Genomic DNA, 418 nt, shown 5'->3' with positions numbered 1-418 from the left:
CGGACGAACAGACCCGTCTGCGATTTCTGATCGGCAAAGACATGCTCGACACGCGACCGGATCACCGATTTCCCTGCGTTGGACCGCTGGATGTGGCGGGGCATGGGCTTGAGATGCGGCTTTTTCCTGTGGACCTTTGAGACAAAGCCCTGCTTTTCCATGAAGTCTTCGTTGGCTTTCGAGCGATACGCGGTATCGGCCCAGACGCTTGAGGCGGTATTGGCTTTATCCAGAAGCCCCTCTCTCAATCGCGCGCCATCACTGGCGGCGGCATCTGTTGTCTTCCATTTGCGGATGAACCGATACTTCCGGTCGATGGAGACGTGGGGTTTGTAGCCAAAGAATGGGATAGCGAGATCACTCGACGGCATGGTTCCATCGTCCTGCCGCTTCGCTTTCGTGAACTTCAGCGTCCAGC

General features: G+C 56.7%; 1 protein-coding gene. It reads right to left on the bottom strand.

Annotation, left to right across the window (positions count from 1 at the left end):
- Positions 1 to 418: transposase (locus KP705_RS18230; protein WP_215765320.1), on the bottom strand; the 418-nt coding region annotated here is incomplete at both ends.

Source organism: Gluconobacter sp. P1D12_c (assembly GCF_018812105.1).
GTDB lineage: Bacteria > Pseudomonadota > Alphaproteobacteria > Acetobacterales > Acetobacteraceae > Gluconobacter > Gluconobacter oxydans_A.
Note: the sequence above shows the minus strand (reverse complement) of the source record. Positions and strands in the feature narration are given on the sequence as shown.